The following is a 15,864-nucleotide window of genomic DNA, read 5'->3' on the forward strand; positions in this document are numbered from 1 at the left end:
TTGTCTGATTTTTTATTTGTTGAGGCTGTCTATATAGAAACTTAGGTCTTGGACAGTTTCTAACACTCCCTTATAGGTACCATTCTTATCTCTGACTGCAAAATAGCCTATTGCTATATCCTTACCACCAATATTTTTTACAAGCTTGAAGGAATCTCTTTTTCCTTCCTTAAAATCTTTTATAAGGCCCCTAACTATAGGCTCAACTTGTGGTGGGTGGCAAGAATAAACTTCCCTACCGAGAGATGATTTAGGTCTTTTGAATAATTTTGCCCCTTCGTGATTATTGTAATAAGAATTTATGTCATTTTCATCCACAAAGGTTATTTCAATTTCCATGGTATCTAGCATGGCTTCTAGCTGGTCAATCCTCATCTTGCCCTTGGCAAAGTGTATATAATTATCATCTGCTAAATCTTTGCTTGCTGTTTCTTCTATATCGTAAGCTACTAGGTCGTGGTCATAATCGGCTAGGTCCTCATAAAGAATGGCTAAATCTTGGCTGGTTAGGTTATCTTTCATAAGGGGATAGAGGATATTTTCCTCTTTGTAGGTCATCTCCTTGGCCCTTTCGATAGATTTTTCTAATAGGTCTTCATTTTTTAATTTCAAAGCCTTTTTGATATTATTTACAATCTCGATATCCACAGCCCACATTACATCAGAAGGGCCCGGCTTATTGTATTTGGCCTTTAGAATTGGGTAGATGAGATCTCCCTTTTTCTTGTAATGGTTTGATAGGATCCCTCTTAGTTTTTCATAATCACCTTCATAGTTTTCCAATATTTCCTTTATCTTTTGATTTTCTCTAGCAAAATAGGAAATAAATGGGATGTCATCATAGGATGTTTTTTCATTTTCATTTTCAGTCATCCCATGAAAAAGACTTGAGTGAACATCGCAAAGCTTTCTAACTTCATCCTTATCCATGCCAGAAGCCAAGAGCTCTTCTTCTGCATCCATTATTTCTGCTGATGAAACTCCCTCAAAGTTTTCCCTAAAATCAGCCCTCACACTTTCAAGGTCTTCCCCTGCTGTGAGTCTTTCTATAAAGGATTTGATGAGTTTTTTCCTTTCTATGACTTCCGGATCTTGGGATGAATCGCTTAGCTCATATCCAAGATCTTTTAGCTTATCTTCAAGATTTTCTATCTTCATCATAGAAGCTCCACGCTTTAGGCTCATCTTTTTGCCCACTGTACTTACCATTAGTGGATTGGCTAGGGCATTAAAACCTAGGCCTATTAGGTCATTTTTTAGTTTATCATTATCTTTTATTAGATCTGCCACAGGCATATTTATATCAATTATCATAAAATCCTCCTAATCTTACCATAATTATATCACCATAGATAATGATTATCAGTAACTTTTGTTACAAAATTTGAAATTATTATAATTTTTTTTAAAAAGCAAAGAACTCAAGGTATTCCTCGAGTTTCTTGCTTTTTATTTCTTTATTTTTTCTTGTTCTTTATTGATGCAAATAATCCGGCTAAAGATGCTGCTGATAATCCAAATAAGTAATTTAAGCTTCCTATACCCGTTTTTGGATTAGATGATTTTTTCATATATTTTCCTAATGCATTTTCTTCTTTTGATTCCTTATTTGATTTTTCTTCAGAGATTTTTTCTTCCTTATTTTCTTTTGTTTTTTCTTCCTCAGATTCTTTTACAGAATTTGCCTCATCTTCTTTCGTTTCTTCTACTTTTATTTCAGGGAGTTTTACATCTTCTTCTTTTTTATCTTTTGCTTTATTTTCCTCTACACTTATAGCTTTATCTTTTTCACCTTCTGGTTTTGATTCTTCTCGAGGTTCTTCTATATTCTTCTCCTCATCTTCTACTACATCAACCCCATCTATACCCATCAACCAGTTCCAGTTAAACTCAGTATATCTTATAACCATCTTTGTTTTTCCATCCACTACCTGGTTTGATTCATAAAGTAGGCCGAAAGTATCTTCTAAATTTGTATTTTCTAATGATGAATATTGGTATTCGCCTATATTAATATTTCTTTGGGCAACAGTTTTAAATTCAAAGTTTTTATTTTCTTTGTTAATAACTTCCATAACCTTTATCACACCATTTTTTCTTCCTCCAGGTTCAGAGTTTGATAAAATGATGTATTCCTTACCGTCTCTATCGTGTTTAACGACAGATAAATTGTTTTGGCTATAGGATTTGAAATCAACAGATCCTACACCATAATTCCAGTTTTCTCCATCATCTTTACTTATTGCATAATTAATTGTTGGATTATTTCCAGGGCTTCTCATAAATGAAACTACAGTTCCATTATTTAATTGTACAAGTTGATTTTCAGAGTTTTGTCTATTTACTAATCCGCCAAGCGAAGATTGACCATCATGGTCGTTAGGATTTGTTAATGACCTTTTCCAATTCTCTCCGTCATCAGAATAGATGAAGGTTGTAGATTCTCTATTATTATACTGACCTGGATTCGTTCCAAAATATAAAGGAAGTAGCAATCTACCGCTCTTAAGTTGCAGGCCTCTTCCTGGGGAAGAACCTAAAAATTTCATTCTATTATCTGTTTTTACTTGTGGTGTTATATCCTTAGGAGAAGACCAAGTTTGTCCACTGTCGTCAGAGTAAGTTAGCCATAAATATGGAGTTTGATGGACTTGCAAATCTGAAGAGTCTTGATACACATTTCCTAGATACTCATCACCTCTATATAAATTTCCTATCTCTGTAAACGGCTGTTTATCAGTAGTTTTTACCTTTAAATCTGTAGCTTCGCCTGCTTGGTTGAAAACTACTCCATCTTCTCTAACAGTATATCTTCTACCTTGTTTATCTTTCAACTCAAGGTAGTCATTTCCATCTATATTTACATATCCTGATCCACCTTGTGAAGACCAATATTTTCCTCCGGATTTAAAACTGTCTAGTAGCATATAAACTCTACCAGCATTCTTTCCAGTATATACTGGAGTTAATTGCATATCAATTGTGAAAGGGGCATTTTTATCAATCCCTTCTTCAGGTCTATCAACAACTTTTATCGCCGGCGAAAAATCTTTATCTCCAGGTTTTTTAATTCTAACAACAGCATCTATGTCGCCCCAATCAGATTCTGTTGATAATCTCTGATCAGCACCAGCTATGATTGTACCGTCCTTTAATTTTGCTAAAGAAGGGATTCTATAGAAATCAGAGCCTTGATATGTAGGGTAATACATATCGAAATCTTCGGTCTTAGCTTGTTTATTTGTTTTCTCTTCGATATGTTCTCCATTAGATGCAAGCTTTTCAATATCCTGCTTCAATTCTTCATACTTTTCATTTGTTAAACTTTTTTCACTACTGATTTTATCAAAATTATTCTTTAATTCGTATATTTCAGGGTATTCTTCCTTTAATTTATCATCTAGCTTGATCTTATCTAACGTATACTTTATAATATTGTAATTTAATTCTTCTTTCTCAGAGTCATTCATCTGCGAAACAGGTGCAGGTATATTTTCTTCTGATAATAATATATTATCTTGCTCAATTTCATCTACACCTGATTTTTCAATCGAATCTTCAGACTCTATCATTTCTTCAGCTTTTTTATCACTATCATTATCCACTAACTCATCTTTTAAGTTATCGGTGTTATTAATATTTTCTTCACTTACTTTTTTCTTTTCTATCCCTTTATCATTTAAGCTTTCTGCCGCTTGGGAGATGTTAGGAAAACATACTAAAATAGATAAACTTAGAGCACAGGCCATCATTTTCTTAGGTAACTTATTTTTTTTCACAATTCGTACTCCTTTTATTTAATATCGTTTTCATGAAAACTCGATTGATAATTATTTTGTTATTATATTATGTTATTAGAATTATATTGTCAATAGTTTCAAAGAATATAAGCTATTTAGAAAGTATTTTCAGTATTTTTTATAAATATTTTATTTCCATTATTTAATAAGTTTTAATTTAGATTTTTATAATCACAATAATATTTTTGCAATATCGAAAAACGTTTTCTTAATTTTTGACTTTCATTAACACCAATTTTAAAAGAATGATATTAAAAATAAATAAGTTCTCGAAATTATATTCTAATTTATAAACAATGAATTTTTACAAAAAAGACCAATAAAGGATTATAAAATCCGGTATTAGTCTTTAGCATTAATTTATTTCACAAATATACAAAGCCAAATAGTTTTATACTGACTTACTACCCTATGGATTTTGTGGGGTGGGATTTCTAAGATGTCGCCTTCTTTTAATTCGACGATTTTTCCTTCTATTTCAAGCGTCGCCCTTCCCTTTTCGATTTTTACTATTTCGAGCTCTTCCTGATCATAATAGTCTGTAACTTGGTCAAGGGAGCTAGTTCTTAGGATTTTTATTTTATCATTTCCAAAGATTAGGTCTTCTATTTCTTTATCTTTATCGAAGTTTATATTTTCGTAGATGTTGTAGATTTTCATATTTCTCCTTAAAAAAAGCAGCTCTTAACAAGCTGCTGATTTTTTCTTTAATCCCATTAGAAGGGTCCCAATTGCAAGCCCATATGCTAGGCCCTTGGCTAGGTCTGGGATATTTGGGTTTTGGTTTAATACTATGGCTAGAACAAAAAAGGCAAGTCCTGCCCTTGTTGGGTTCTGGATTTTTTTCATTCTGTCATCCTTTCAAATTCTATGGAGAATTTCTTGAGGATTTTCTTCTCTAGTCTTGATACAGTCATCTGGCTTATATCCAAGCTTTCTGCTATGTCTACCTGGGTTCTGCCTTCGTAGTATCTAAGCTCTAGGATTTGCTTTTCTAAGTCGGTGAGCCTTTCTTTTGACTTGTCTATCATATCTTTTAGCTCGATTGAGTCGAAGTTTTTATCTTCTTCGCCGACTATATCTGCTAGGTCTATGGCATTTTCTCCCTTTTGAACCTGGTATTTCATGTCCAAGGATTGAGGAGTGTAAACCTTACTTGCTTCCATGGTTTCTAGGATTGTTTCCTCATCTTCTCCTAGATAATCGGCTATGTCCTTACTTGTTGGAACTCTTTGAAGCTCTTGGGTTAAGGTTTTTTTTGCTGTATTTATCTTTTTGTATAGGTTTTGGATGCGTCTTGGCACCCTTATTACCCAGCCCTTGTCCCTAAAATATCTCTTTAGTTCACCCATGATTGTTGGGGTGGCAAAGGATGAGAAGGCATAGCCCTTTGATGGGTCGAACCTATCTACAGCATTAATTAGGCCTAGGCTTGCTACCTGGTAGAGGTCGTCTTTTTCTATGCCCTTGCCTACATATTTATTTGATAGGATATCGACTATATACATGTGCTCTTCTATGAGCTCATCTCTTAGCTTTTTATCCCTAGTTTTTGCAAATTCTTCAAATTTCTGATTGATTTCATCCTTACGGTCTTGGCTTTCCTTAGTCATAAGTCTTCCTCATGCTTATTTTTAGGAAATCTTCTCCTGTTTCAAGGTCATCTGCTAGGGCCTTTAGAATGGCATCTCTCATTGATATTGCCTTTGGATCAGCTGTCTTATCCTTGCCCCTTACTTCTATGGATAGGATATCTTCTTCTACTAGAAAGTCTATTTGTACATCTTCTTCTGTTATCTTGTAGTTTATGGCCTCGCTTACTAGGACTTTGAGGTCTTCGATTTGTTCTATATCAAAGTCAAGATCTGAGCCAAGACCTGCCACAAATAGCCTTACAGCTTTGAGATAGAGGCTATTTTGTGGTAGTTTTATGCTTATTTTTTCCATGTCTACTCCATATTGAAGACTTCTGTTAGGTCTGTTATTTTAAAGAGCTTGTAGATGTTTTCTTTTGGGTTTGTTATTGTGGTTTTATGGCCCTTTTCATTTACAAGCTTGTATATTTTCATAAATTGGCCTAGGCCTGTTGAATCTAGGTAGTCTAGCTTTTCTAGGTCTATGCTTAGGTCCTTGTCTATGTCCCTTAGGTTTTCTTCTATGAAGTCTCTGAATTTTTCTTCAGAGTAGACATCTAGGTCACCTTCAACTTTTAATAATAAGTGGTCGTCTTTGTCAATAATAAAGCTTTGAAACATTTTATTCCTCTTCTTCTAGTGTATTGTCATATTTAGTTACTGAAACAATCTTATCCTTATCATTGGCTAGATTTTTAAGTTTTACACCTACGGTATTTCTACCTGTTGTAGATATATCTCTTACACTTAGTCTAATCATATCACCTGTTAGAGATACCATCATTATGTCAGTATCTAAATCTACTGCCAAGCTGTCTACTAATTGACCTGTCTTTTCGGTTATCTTGTGGCATCTGACACCTTTTCCGCCCCTGTTTTGGTTTTTGAAATTGGTGAAGGAGGTCTTCTTACCGTAACCATTTTCTGTTACTACTAGAAGATAGGTTTCATCTCCTTTGATATTCATTGATACTACTTCATCACCCTTATCAAGCTTGATTGCCCTTACTCCTGCTGCCGCTCTTCCCATGCTTCTAACATCTTTGGTGTTAAATTGGATGGTCATACCGTTTTTGGTGGAGATGATTAGTTCTTCGTCTTTTTCGATTTGTCTTACTGATATTAGCTTATCGTCTTCCTTGAGGGAGATGGCTATGATGCCATTTCTTCTAATCTTAGTGAAGTTTTCTGCTTCAGTTTTCTTAATCTGACCGTTTTTTGTTTGAAGAACCATTTGGCTATCCTTGCTTAATTCAGATAGGGTCACCATTTCGGTAATTTTCTCGCCACTTTCCAGGTTTAGGATGTTGATTATCGCTTGACCCCTGGATGTACGGCTACCTTCTGGAATCTTGTAGGCTTCTAGAGAATAAACCTTGCCCATGGATGTGAAGAATAAGAGGTCTTCGTGGGTGTTGGTTGTGATTATCTTTTTGATGAAGTCGCCTTCTTTGGTATTGCCTGCTGCAATTCCCTTGCCTCCCCTATTTTGTACCTTGTAGGTGTCGATAGGAAGTCTCTTGATGTAGCCTTCCTTGGTTAGGGTTATTAGGATATCTTCTTCTTCAATTAGCTCTGTTATGTCCATCTCTCCCTCATCTGGGACGATTTTACTTCTTCTATCATCGGCGTATTTTTCTTTAATTTCTGTCATTTCGTCGATGATTAGGTTGATTAGGGTTTCTTCAGAGTTTAGGATTGAAAGTAGGTATTCAATTGTTCTTTCTAGCTCGTCATTTTCTGCATTTAGCTTTTCAATTTCTAGTCCTGATAGACGTTTTAATTGCATGTCTAGGATGGCTTGAGATTGAACATCGGTTAGCTTGAATTTGTCATAGAAGATTTTCTTAATTTGGTCATTGTCATAGGATGATCTGATTATCTTGATTATCTCATCTATGTGGTCAATGGCTATTATAAGACCTTCTACTATGTGCTTACGGTCCCTGGCCTTTGATAGGTCAAATGTGGTCCTACGGGTTACGACTTCCTTTTGGTGGTCTACGTAATATTCGATTAATTCTTTTAGATTTAGAATCTTTGGCTCGCCTCCAACTAGGGCTAGGTTTATGATACCGAAAGTATTTTCTAGTTGGGTGTATTTGTAGAGGTTATTTAGGACTATATTGGCATTGGAATCCCTCTTGATTTCAACTACTATCCTCATTCCTTTTCTGTCTGATTCATCTCTGATGTCAGATATGCCATCAATTCTCTTGTCTTTTACAAGTTCAGCTATTTTTTCGATTAATCTTGCCTTATTTACCTGGTAAGGAATTTCTGAGATGATGATTCTTTTCCTATTTTTCTTAAATGGCTCGATTCTTGCTACCGCTCTTTGCTTAATCTTGCCCCTACCTGTGTGGTAGGCATCTTTTATGCCGGATTTTCCTAGGATTAGGGCGCCTGTTGGAAAGTCTGGACCTGGGATTATCTCTATTAGGTCATCTATGGATATTTCTGGGTCTTTCATGTAGGCTACACAAGCATCGATTGCTTCACCTAGGTTGTGTGGGGCCATGTTTGTGGCCATACCTACTGCTATACCGTTTGACCCGTTTACTAGTAGATTTGGAAATCTTGATGGAAGGACTGTTGGTTCTAGCTCTTCTTCATCGAAGTTTGGCATGAAGTCAACTGTATCCTTGTTTATATCCCTTAGCATTTCCTTGGCTATCTTGCTCATTCTGACTTCTGTATAACGCATGGCTGCTGCCGCATCCCCGTCTATAGAACCGAAGTTACCTTGGCCTTGGGCTAGGGGATATCTGGTTGAGAAGTCTTGGGCTAGCCTTACTAGGGCATCATAGATTGCAGAGTCGCCGTGAGGGTGAAATTTACCCATTACATCTCCGACTACCCTGGCTGATTTTCTGGTTGGTTTATTTGGATCAAGGCCCAGAAGTTGCATATCATAGAGGATTCTCCTATGAACTGGTTTTAGGCCATCACGCACATCTGGTAGGGCTCTTGATACTATTACAGACATTGAATACTCAAGATAAGATGTTTTCATCTTGGTCTCAAGGTCTATATTCATTATGTTTTGATTTTCTGTCATTTTGCCTCCTATACGTCTATATCTTTAACGTACTTGGCGTTTTCTTGGATGAAGTTACGTCTAGGTTCTACCTTTTCTCCCATGAGGAGGGCGAAGGTGTCATCGGTTGTGGTTGATTCCATATCTTCTACTACTCTTAGGAGGACACGCCTGTCTGGATCCATGGTTGTTTCCCATAATTGTTCGGCATTCATTTCACCAAGACCCTTGTATCTGTTGATCTTGTAATTATCTGCTCCAAACTCTTTGATTACCTTATCTCTTTCATCGTCTGAATAAACGTATCTTTCCTTCTTGCCTACGCTTATCCTGTATAGAGGTGGAAGGGCTACATATACGTGGCCTTCATCTATTAGGTCTTTCATATATCTGTAGAAGAAGGTTAAAAGCAAGGTTCTGATGTGGGCACCGTCGACATCCGCATCGGTCATGATTATGATCTTGCCGTAGCGAAGCTTTTCTAGGTCAAATTCCTTGCCTATACCTGTACCGAAGGCTGTAATCATGTTTTTTATCTCTTCTGAGTTTAGGACCCTATCTAGGTGGGCCTTTTCTACGTTCATTATCTTTCCTCTTAAAGGAAGGATGGCTTGGATTCTGTTGTCCCTACCGCCTTTGGCAGAACCTCCCGCAGAATTACCCTCGACTATGAAGATTTCATTTTCGCCAATGTCTGTTGATTGGCAATCGGCAAGCTTGCCTGGAAGGGTAGCTGAATCTAGGATTGATCTCTTGCGGGTTAAATCTCTTGCCTTTCTGGCTGCTTCTCTGGCACGTCTGCTGGCAAGTGCCTTGTCTATAATAGCTTTGGCTGGTTTTGGATTTTCTTCAAGGAAGGCTGTTAAATGCTCTGAAATAAAGGTATCTACTGCACCCCTTACCTCTGAGTTTCCAAGCTTAGATTTGGTTTGGCCTTCAAATTGAGGCTCAGATATTTTTACAGAAATTACAGCTGTAATTCCCTCTCTGATGTCCTCACCTTGGAGGTTGTCCTCGTTATCTTTTATGAAATTATATTTTCTAGCGTAGTCATTTACAGTTCTTGTAAGTGATGACCTAAGTCCTGCCAAGTGGCTTCCGCCCTCTGGGGTTTGGATATTGTTGGCATAGGATAGGATATTTTCGCTATAGGCATCTGTATATTGGAAGGCAAATTCAACTTCGGTATCTTCTTGGTAGCCATCAAAGTGTGGAATCATCTCCATTATTGGATCTTTGTTCCTATTTAGGTAGGCTACAAATTCTGATATACCTCCTTCAAATTTGAAGCTTGTTAGGAAATCTTCTCTTTTATCTTCAAAGATGATTTCTACTCCCTTATTTAAGAAGGCCATTTCTCTGAACCTATTTTCTAGGATTGTCCTGTCATAGATTGTTGTATCAAAGATTGTTCCATCTGCCTTAAAGGTTATCTTTGTACCTGTTTCATCAGTATCGCCTATTACTTCTATATCTTTTGTAACTTGACCTCTGGCAAATTCCATTTTATAGATGTGGCCATCTCTTTTTACTTCTGCTATTAGATATTCAGAAAGGGCGTTTACTACTGAAACACCTACACCGTGAAGACCTCCTGATACCTTGTAGGCTGAATCGTCAAACTTACCACCAGCATGGAGGACTGTTAGTACGGTCTCTAGGGTTGATTTGTGGGTTGTTGGGTGTTCTTTGACTGGGATTCCTGATCCGTCATCTTCTACACTTACAACATTATCCTTGTCTATGGTAACTTTTATGTAGTCACAACGTCCGGCTAGGGCCTCATCTACCGAGTTATCTACTACTTCGTAGACTAGGTGGTGGAGTCCCCTCTGGCTGGTTGATCCTATATACATACCAGGTCTTAGACGAACGGGTTCTAGTCCCTCTAAGACCCTGATATTACCAGCATCATAATTATTCTCTGTCATATTTATCCTTTCTAATTCTGCCATCCTTGATATAGGATATCTTATCAGCTGATACTTCTTCTAGGCTCTTGGTGTTGGTGGCTGTGATTATGGTTTGATAGTCAGCTAGGTTTTCTAGAAGAAATTTCGACCTAGATTCATCTAACTCTGAAAATACATCATCAAGTAGAATCACCGCCCTATCTCCGCTTATCTCCCTTACAAGCCTTACCTCGGCTAGTTTTATATTGATAATAGCCGACCTCTGCTGGCCTTGGGAGGCGAAGAGCCTGGTGTTTTTGCCATTTATTTTGATAATTATATCGTCTCTGTGGATGCCAGATTTTGTTGTTTGGTATCTTAAATCCTCATCCCTATGGGCTAAAAACTTCTCCTGATATTCTTTTTGGCTACTTGCCTTTATATCCGGTATATACTCTATCTCTAGCTTTTCAGCACCCTTGGTTAGGGCATTTTGGAAGTCATTGGCGTATTTTTCTATATAGCCTATAAATTTATTTCTTCTCTTATAAATTTTGTAGGCTTCCTTTACCAAGGACTGATCAAAGGCATCTAGCTGCTCTTTGAAAAATGAGGAAGACCTGTTTTTTAGCAATTTATTTCTAGAATAAAGAATCTTATCGTAGTCTTTTTTGACCTGCTTATAGGAAAAATCAATGCTTGTTATGATTTCATCTAAGAGGTCCCTCCTAAGATTTGGTCCTTCCTTTATAATAAGAAGGTCTTCTGGAGTGAATAAGACTAGCTTGAATAATGATCTTAAATCCTTGTTCCTAGTATATTTTACTTCATTTACGAAAATATTCTTATCAGAAGAATCTACTTCTATCCTTACTTTTTTAAAGGAGCGGCCCTTTCTGATTGTGCCAGAAAGCTCCATCCTTTCCTGGCCAAACTGGATTAAATCCTTATCCCTTAGCTTCTTAAAGGAAGTGGCATTGGCTAGGTAATAACAAGATTCAAGCAGATTTGTCTTGCCCTGGGCATTATCTCCTATAAAAATATTTATATTGTCGTTAAAGCTTACCTTTTCGTAGAAATAATTCCTAAAATTGTGTAATTTTATATCCTGTATCCACATTATTTGATTATAATCTTGTAATCATCAAAGATTACAACATCGCCTGGGTGGGCCTTTTTGCCAGCTACAAAGCAAGGCTCATCGTTAAGGATTATGCCCTCTTCTTTGATAATAGCCTTGGCAATGCCGCCTGTTGGCACTAGGTTTAGGACCTTTAGAAGGTCCTTTAGTTTTATCTCTTTACTTTCAAATTCAATTATTTCCATAAGGTCCTCACTTAGCAAGTCTAACTGGTAGGACTAGGTAGGTAAAGTCCTCACCCTCATGGCTAGAGTTTGTTGGGTAGATTAGGCATGGATTTAGGCTTGATTTGAAGTTTAGCTTAATCTTTTCGCTGTCACAAGCCTTTACCCCATCTTGCATGTATTTGGCATTGAAGGCTATATCAAGACCTTCACCCTCTTGTTCTACTTCTATAACTTCTTTTACATCCCCTATTTCAGAATTTGACATGATTGTCATAACTTTCTCATCGATGCTTACTTTTATAAGATTAGCCCTGCCTGGATCTGATAAGACTTGAGCCCTGTCTAGGGCTGATGTTAATTCTCTTTTTTCTAGGACTATGGATGTTTCTGAGATGTCGTTTATTATATTTCTGTAATCAATATAATTTTTATCTATTACCTTGCATAGCATAGTAGTAGACTCTGATACAAACATTAGGTCATTATCATTTTTATAAAGACTTGTCTTGCTGTCATCTGAAACTATCCTTGACCATTCTAAAAGTGATCTCTTTGGTATAATGTATTCTGTATTTTCAAAATCTGCCGGATAATCTAGGGCAAGCTTCTTAAGGGCTACCCTATAGCCATCAAGGGCTACCATATTTAGAGAACCTTCCTTTAATTCAAAGAGAATTCCTGTTAGGGCAAGCTTTGTTTCATCAAGACTTGTTGCAAATTCTGTTTGGTTTATGGATCTTTTTAGCTTGTCATTATCTATTTGTATAGGCTTAGAATCTGGCTTTCTGATTTCTTCCTTCTCAAAATATTCAAAGGATATAAGGTTAAAGTTTGATCTTTTGCACTTGATATTGATCTTGCCATTTTCAAGTTCAATCTTTACTAGCTCATCTGGAAGCTTTCTTATTATATTACTAATAAGGTCTGCCTTTACAGCCATTACTCCTTCTTCTATAATATTGGCTTTGGCATATGTTTTGATTGAGATTTCGCCATCGAAAGAAGTCAATGAGAGTCCATCCTTATCTGCACTAAAGTATATTAATTCATGGATTTGTATATTGGTTGACTTGGATACGGCCCTATTGGCAATATTGATTGCTCCTAGTAGATCTTTTTGTTTGATTTCAAATTTCATGTCTTCTCCTTAACTATTATTTAAACTTAGTAGTATTAGTAGTAGGGAGTGTATAAATGTGGATATCTTTTATTGATATTAGTATTTCAATCTTTATTGGTGTTTATATCTTCTGAATATCTCTATGAATAAATGGCTAGTTTTCCACATTTTACACAAGAGGTTTTTGAAGATTTGTTAAAAATAACTTATCAACAGACTTATCCACAAGCTTATACACAAATCACTCTTTTATTTCTTTTATTAGAGATTCAATCTCATTTTTAATGTCACTATCTTCTTCCATCATCAGGCTAATCTTATCTATGCCGTGGATGACAGTTGTATGATCCCTATCAAAGGCATTTGCAATAGTTACTAGGCTATCATCAAGTAGCTCTCTAGCTATAAACATGGCTATCTGTCTAGGATTTACAATCTCTTTCTTGCGGCTTTTGCCCTTAAGGTCGGAAAGCTTAATATTATATTTATTTGCTACAGCCTGCTGGATATCTCCTATAGATAGCTTTTTCTTGGTATTTTTGACCCTGGTTCCTACACCCTTTATAGCATCTTCCATAGATACCTCTATCCTGCCGTCGCTTTTGGCATAGGCAATGGCTGTAGAAAGGGCTCCTTCTAGGTCTCTGATGTTTGTATCAATCTCATGAGCTATATAGGAAAGTATTGAATTATCAATGATAGCTCCCAAATCTTCAAGCTTTTTTTGAAGTATTGCCACCCTTGTCTCATAATCAGGCCTTGAGATATCAGCTATAATACCGTAGTTAAACCTTGAAACCAGCCTATCTTCTAGGTGCTTAATCTCCCTTGGTGGCTTATCTGATGTTATAACTATTTGCTTGCCTGCATTGTAGAGGTCATTAAAGGTATGGAAAAATTCCTCCTGGGTCGCCTCCTTATTGGCAATAAATTGAATATCATCTATAAGAAGGATATCAACTGACCTATACCTGGACCTAAACTCTTGGTTTTTATTAGTCCTAAGGGCTGCAATCATCTCATTTGTAAACTTCTCACTAGATAGGTACATGACATAGACATCATCTCTAGCTTCTAGGACCTGGTGGGCAATAGCTTGGATTAAGTGGGTCTTGCCAAGTCCACTTGCCCCGTATATAAAGAGAGGATTATAGACTTTGGACTGCTCCCTCCTAGAAATGGTATCGGCAACAGCCTGGCTAATTGATAAGGCGTATTGGTTGGACTTGCCTTGGACAAAATTTTCAAATACATTGGCCTCTTCAAGCTGAGGTCTAGGGTAGGATTTGACCTTATCAATCCTCATCTGACCATCCCCATCGTATTCCTTGCCTAGGGTAAGGACCTTGTCATAATCATCCCCATCCTTGGCCACAACCTTGACATCTAGCCTAGCTCCAATCTTTTCCTCAATAGCATAAAGGGCCTCTTGCAACTTTGGAAGCCAAATGCCATCAAAAATAAAGAGAGTATCCTTCTTAGGAATCTCTAGATAAAGGGTGCCTTCATGCAAATTTAGGGGCTTTAGTATGTTAATCCATGTATTAAACTGCTGTGAATCGGTAACATGCATTTTCATTTCATTTTTTAATTCATTAGTAATGAATTCTAAACTTCGCATATAAACCTTCCTTTCGTATTGCTTATCCACATAGATAAAAGTCTTTAAAATTAGCTCTTATATAAAAAAATAGACAGCTTATCCCCAAAATAGGGATAAGTTGTGGATAAGTCCATTGTTGATAAAAATAATCTTGATATTTAAAGCAAAATTAGGATAAGCAAAAAAATTTATATGTAAAAAATTAATCTTATCCCCAAAATAATATTAAATTAATGCTCAAAACTTAGTTTTACCCTTACTTTTACACAAGCAATTATACCATAAACAAGCCATTAATTCAACTTATCCACAATAAGTAGATAAAAATATGGATAAGTCTCAATTTATAAAAAGATAAGACCAAAAATCATTGTTGATATGTGGATAAGTCTGTGTATTTATTAAAATTTTGGATAAGAAAAATCGGTTTTGTCTTTATTTTAGGATTTTAAAGTCAAAATAATCACTAAAGTAAAAAAATATTCACACAAAAAATTCTCTTGAAAATGTGTGGATAAAATTTTATCAAGAATCTTATCCACAATTAATATTTATACCAAAAATCACCGGGAAAAAGAATAATTTTTAATTTACGCCCTAATACTTATGCAAATATTAAGAAAAATTTAAATAGGGTCCTAGCTTTTGAAAAATACTTATAAAAAAAGAATAAAAACCTTGACATATATGCTTATTTTCAATATAATAGTAAGAGTCAAAAATTATAGGAGGTGTAAAGATGAAAAGAACCTATCAACCAAATAGAAGAAAAAGATCTAAAGATCACGGTTTTAGAAAAAGAATGTCTTCTCCAGGCGGAAGAAGAGTACTTAAAGCTAGAAGAAAGAAAAACAGAAAAAGACTTTCAGCTTAAGCTTTATAAGTAAAGAAGCTCTTAATGGAAAAAAGACTAAGCTTAAGGAAAGACAAAGACTTTCAGAAAGTCTACAAAAAAAACTTTGCATGTTATAATAGAGATTTCACAGTCCTAGTCAAAGATAATGGAACAAATACTCCAAGATTTGGTTTTACAATCAGCAAAAAAATTGGCAAGGCACATACAAGAAATTCTCTAAAAAGAAAGCTTAGAGAGATAATAAGGCTACATTACAAAAATCTCAATGGAGTAGATATAGTAATAATACCAAAAAAGCATACCACAGAATTTGACTACAAAAAACTAAAATCCTCTCTAGGTCATGCTCTTAACCAGGCATTTAAGAAAAAAAAGATATACTATGCTAAATAAAGTTTTTATAAAAATGATAAGATTTTATCAAAAATTCATTTCTCCACAATTAGGCAGTTCAAAATGCAAATACTACCCTACTTGTTCCAATTATGCCCTAGAGGCCTTTAGGAAATACGGGCCAGTAAAGGCTTTTTTTATGTCTTTGTGGAGAATTTTAAGATGTAATCCATTTTCAAAGGGCGGCTATGACCCTGTAAAATAAAATCTAGCCAGCT

16 protein-coding genes are annotated in these 15,864 nt (G+C 35.8%); 3 read left to right on the forward strand and 13 right to left on the reverse strand.

All coding sequences use genetic code 11. The features are described 5' to 3' along the window. Positions 1–12: 12 nt before the first annotated feature. The 13 genes from NH286_RS04850 to dnaA form a co-directional block, all read right to left on the reverse strand. Positions 13–1,314 carry a DUF438 domain-containing protein gene (locus NH286_RS04850; protein WP_265237330.1) on the reverse strand — a complete coding sequence of 434 codons (1,302 nt, stop codon included), beginning with the start codon at positions 1,312–1,314 and terminating at the stop codon, positions 13–15. 143 nt (positions 1,315–1,457) lie between these two features. Beyond that, the gene (locus NH286_RS04855) at positions 1,458–3,779 is read right to left on the reverse strand and encodes a sialidase family protein (protein ID WP_265237331.1); all 2,322 of its coding nucleotides are present in this window, start codon (positions 3,777–3,779) and stop codon (positions 1,458–1,460) included. A 381-nt stretch (positions 3,780–4,160) separates the two neighbouring features. Then, positions 4,161–4,460: a cupin domain-containing protein gene (locus NH286_RS04860; RefSeq protein ID WP_265214467.1), complete on the reverse strand. Its 300-nt coding sequence runs from the start codon at positions 4,458–4,460 to the stop codon at positions 4,161–4,163. Positions 4,461–4,484: 24 nt separating this feature from the next. Next, entirely contained in the window at positions 4,485–4,649 is a 165-nt protein-coding gene (locus tag NH286_RS04865; RefSeq protein ID WP_265237332.1) for a hypothetical protein, read from the reverse strand. After that, on the reverse strand, positions 4,646–5,413 hold the full coding sequence (locus NH286_RS04870; protein WP_106461240.1) for a SigB/SigF/SigG family RNA polymerase sigma factor: 768 nt from the start codon (positions 5,411–5,413) through the stop codon (positions 4,646–4,648). The genes NH286_RS04865 and NH286_RS04870 overlap by 4 nt, the downstream gene beginning before the upstream one ends. After that, positions 5,406–5,747 (reverse strand): anti-sigma regulatory factor, encoded by a 342-nt coding sequence (locus tag NH286_RS04875; protein WP_265214469.1) that lies wholly within the window; start codon positions 5,745–5,747, stop codon positions 5,406–5,408. The genes NH286_RS04870 and NH286_RS04875 overlap by 8 nt, the downstream gene beginning before the upstream one ends. A gap of 2 nt (positions 5,748–5,749) precedes the next feature. Then, positions 5,750–6,055 carry an STAS domain-containing protein gene (locus NH286_RS04880; protein ID WP_265214471.1) on the reverse strand — a complete coding sequence of 102 codons (306 nt, stop codon included), beginning with the start codon at positions 6,053–6,055 and terminating at the stop codon, positions 5,750–5,752. Between the two features lies 1 nt (position 6,056). After that, the gene (gene gyrA / locus NH286_RS04885; protein ID WP_265237333.1) at positions 6,057–8,495 is read right to left on the reverse strand and encodes a DNA gyrase subunit A; all 2,439 of its coding nucleotides are present in this window, start codon (positions 8,493–8,495) and stop codon (positions 6,057–6,059) included. A gap of 8 nt (positions 8,496–8,503) precedes the next feature. Beyond that, positions 8,504–10,405, reverse strand: coding sequence for a DNA topoisomerase (ATP-hydrolyzing) subunit B (gene gyrB / locus NH286_RS04890; protein ID WP_321160847.1), 1,902 nt, complete (start codon positions 10,403–10,405; stop codon positions 8,504–8,506). Beyond that, positions 10,392–11,486 (reverse strand): DNA replication/repair protein RecF, encoded by a 1,095-nt coding sequence (recF, locus tag NH286_RS04895; protein ID WP_265214475.1) that lies wholly within the window; start codon positions 11,484–11,486, stop codon positions 10,392–10,394. The genes gyrB and recF overlap by 14 nt, the downstream gene beginning before the upstream one ends. After that, a complete protein-coding gene (locus NH286_RS04900; RefSeq protein ID WP_265214477.1) occupies positions 11,486–11,692 on the reverse strand; it encodes an RNA-binding S4 domain-containing protein in 207 nt (68 codons plus the stop codon). The genes recF and NH286_RS04900 overlap by 1 nt, the downstream gene beginning before the upstream one ends. Before the next feature lie 7 nt (positions 11,693–11,699). Further along, positions 11,700–12,812: a DNA polymerase III subunit beta gene (gene dnaN / locus NH286_RS04905; protein ID WP_106461246.1), complete on the reverse strand. Its 1,113-nt coding sequence runs from the start codon at positions 12,810–12,812 to the stop codon at positions 11,700–11,702. A gap of 223 nt (positions 12,813–13,035) precedes the next feature. Then, entirely contained in the window at positions 13,036–14,415 is a 1,380-nt protein-coding gene (gene dnaA / locus NH286_RS04910) for a chromosomal replication initiator protein DnaA (RefSeq protein WP_106461247.1), read from the reverse strand. A 721-nt stretch (positions 14,416–15,136) separates the two neighbouring features. On the opposite strand from dnaA, the gene rpmH reads away from it, so the two are divergent. The 3 genes from rpmH to yidD are packed head-to-tail and all read left to right on the forward strand — an operon-like array spanning position 15,137 to position 15,851. Next, positions 15,137–15,271 (forward strand): 50S ribosomal protein L34, encoded by a 135-nt coding sequence (rpmH, locus tag NH286_RS04915; RefSeq protein WP_037326218.1) that lies wholly within the window; start codon positions 15,137–15,139, stop codon positions 15,269–15,271. 24 nt (positions 15,272–15,295) lie between these two features. Continuing rightward, on the forward strand, positions 15,296–15,646 hold the full coding sequence (gene rnpA / locus NH286_RS04920; protein ID WP_106461248.1) for a ribonuclease P protein component: 351 nt from the start codon (positions 15,296–15,298) through the stop codon (positions 15,644–15,646). Further along, entirely contained in the window at positions 15,636–15,851 is a 216-nt protein-coding gene (yidD, locus tag NH286_RS04925) for a membrane protein insertion efficiency factor YidD (protein ID WP_234025866.1), read from the forward strand. The genes rnpA and yidD overlap by 11 nt, the downstream gene beginning before the upstream one ends. The last annotated feature ends 13 nt before the right edge of the window (positions 15,852–15,864 follow it).

This window comes from Anaerococcus sp. NML200574, assembly GCF_026131665.1.
GTDB classification, from domain to species: Bacteria; Bacillota; Clostridia; order Tissierellales; family Peptoniphilaceae; genus Anaerococcus; species Anaerococcus kampingae.